Origin of the sequence: Nakamurella sp. (assembly GCF_048594475.1) — a bacterium.
In the GTDB taxonomy this organism is placed as follows: domain Bacteria; phylum Actinomycetota; class Actinomycetes; order Mycobacteriales; family Nakamurellaceae; genus Nakamurella.
This window is the reverse complement of the sequence record NZ_JBMDXT010000558.1, coordinates 1-2,227: the sequence shown is the minus strand read 5'-3', so window position 1 is coordinate 2,227 and position 2,227 is coordinate 1. Positions and strand designations below refer to the sequence as shown.

General features: G+C 78.2%; 2 protein-coding genes. Both read right to left on the bottom strand.

All coding sequences use genetic code 11. The annotated features are described in order from the left end of the window. On the bottom strand, positions 1–1,135 hold a 1,135-nt coding region (locus ACOJUF_RS25020; protein WP_420124516.1), incomplete at its 3' end, for a nitrite reductase. 61 nt (positions 1,136–1,196) lie between these two features. Continuing rightward, on the bottom strand, positions 1,197–2,030 hold the full coding sequence (locus tag ACOJUF_RS25015) for a hypothetical protein (RefSeq protein ID WP_420124515.1): 834 nt from the start codon (positions 2,028–2,030) through the stop codon (positions 1,197–1,199). Between the last annotated feature and the right edge of the window lie 197 nt (positions 2,031–2,227).

The following is a 2,227-nucleotide window of genomic DNA, read 5'->3' as shown; positions in this document are numbered from 1 at the left end:
TGGCCAGCACGTGCCGGCCGGCGGGCGCGCCGCAGCACCGCGGGCCGGCCACGACGTGCACCGGCACCGACGGCCCCCGGCCGGAGCGCGCCGCGACCGCCCGGGCCGGCGCCCCGGGGGCGCCCGCCCCGCGGGCGCAGCGGGGGCCGGCGCAGGCCGTGACGCCGCGCCAGCCGGACCCCTCGTCGTCGATCAGGCCCTGGGCCACCAGCCCGGCCATCGCCGACGCCGACCGCAGGTCGGGCACCAGCACGCCGCGCCATGGCGTCACGATCAGCCGGCCGCCCCGTCCGGTCGCGGCCGCCTCGACCAGGGCCGACACCTGCGGCCCGGACAGCCGGCCGAGCGGCACCAGGACGGACGCCACCATCCGGCCGTCGGCCTGGCCGAGAACCCCCAGCGGGGTGGGGTCACCGGCCGGCCGGACCGGCTCCCCCGCGGCGGCGACCGGTCCCGGACCGGCAGCCTCGACGCTCTCCGGGAGCCCGAGGAACCGGCGGCCGCCGCCGGGCAGTTTGCGGACGTGCCAGGCGGTCGACCCGAGATCGGCGAACCGCCGGGCGAGGCCGAACAGCGCGGGGACCGCGGCCGCGAGCGGCACCTCGGGGCCGGCGACCCCGCCCGCCCAGATCCGCACCCGGTCGCCGGCCACCGCCACGGCGCCCAGATCGGCCCGCTGGACGCCGATGTCGCCGCGCCCGTCGTCCAGCGCGAAGCGGAACGGGCCGGGCAGGGTCGCCAGGTCCGGGGCCGTGCAGATCGCCGCATCCAGGGCACCCAGCACCGGGCGCAGGTCGGCGCGGCCGCCGGCCAGGCCGGTCAGCGGCGAGCACATGATGTTGCGCACCCGGTCGTGGGTCGGATGCGGCAGCAGGCCGGCCGCGGCCAGCTCCGCGACCAGCGCGTCGTCGACCGCACCGTCCGGGCGGGTCCGCACGCCCCGCAGTTGCAGGTTGCCGCGGGAGGTCAGGTGGACGTCGCCGTCGGCGTACCGGGCGGAGGCCTCGCCGAGTTGCCGCAGCGCGGACGCGTCGATCCGGCCGCCGGGGATCCGGATCCGCACCAGGGCGCCGTCCTGGGCCCGGTGCGGCCGCAGCACGCCGGGACACCGGTCGGCGGCGGCTCCGTTCGTCACGGCGCCCATCGTGTCATGCGGGTGGGCCGCCGGACGCCGGGGCGAGTGCCCGCGTCCCGCGTCACCGGCCGGACGGACCACCGATCAGGGCCCCGGCCAGGGCCCGGGTGGTCGCGGCGACCTGCCGGCCCACCGCCGGCCAGCCGCCCCCGGCCCCCTCGCCGGCGGCCCGGATCGCCGCGGCCGTCGCGGTGGCCGCGGCCCGCATGGTGTCGTCGTCGGCCGTGTCGGAGGTCTGCAGGATGGCGACGTAGAAGCGGTCGGTCCACCCGACCGAGTGCACCTGGATCGGCGGGCCGGCGCCGATGTCGGTCCACCCCTGCTTCGATCCGTGGTCGCCGGGCAGCGCGTCCAGCCCGAAGTCCTGGTCGAAGCCGTCCGCGCCCATCGGCCGGACGTCGGCCATCGCGTCCATCAGCAGCGGCGCGACCAGCGGATCCTGCGACATGCGGTCGAGGAACACGGCCTCGTCGTCGGCGGTGATGAGTTCCCAGCCCCAGTCGTCCGGCCCGGTCCGCGGGCCGTTGCCGGTGTCGCCGAGCCCGTAGCGGGCGGCCATCGCCGGCACGATCTCGGTCGACCAGAGGGACGACTCGATCGCATCGTCCGAGGCGACGATCATCGTGCGCAGCCGCTGCGCCAGCTCCGGGTCGGGGTGCCCGTCCGCCCGGACCAGGTAGTAGGCGACGGTGAACAGCTTGACGATGGATTCCGAGATGTACTGCCGCCGGCCGCCGTTGTCCGCAAGCAGCGCGCCGGTGGCCCGGTCGACCACCGCCACGCTCTGCCGGATGCCCTGTCCGGCCGCGTCGGCGACCTGCGCGTCCACGACGTCCTGCAGCCAGGCTGCGGACTCGGCGGGCGTCGGGACGGCCGGGGACGGCGCCGCGGCCACCGGCGAGACCGGCCCCAGGACGATCAGCGCGCCGACCAGGGCCGCGACCAGCCGACGGAGACCCCGCCCCGTCCGCCGATCCGCGCCGCCCGTCAGCCGATCCGCGCCGCCCGTCAGCCGATCCGCGCCACCCGTCCGCCGATCCGCGCCGACTTGCCGGTTTGAGCCCCGGATCACCCGGATCCGGGGCTCAAACC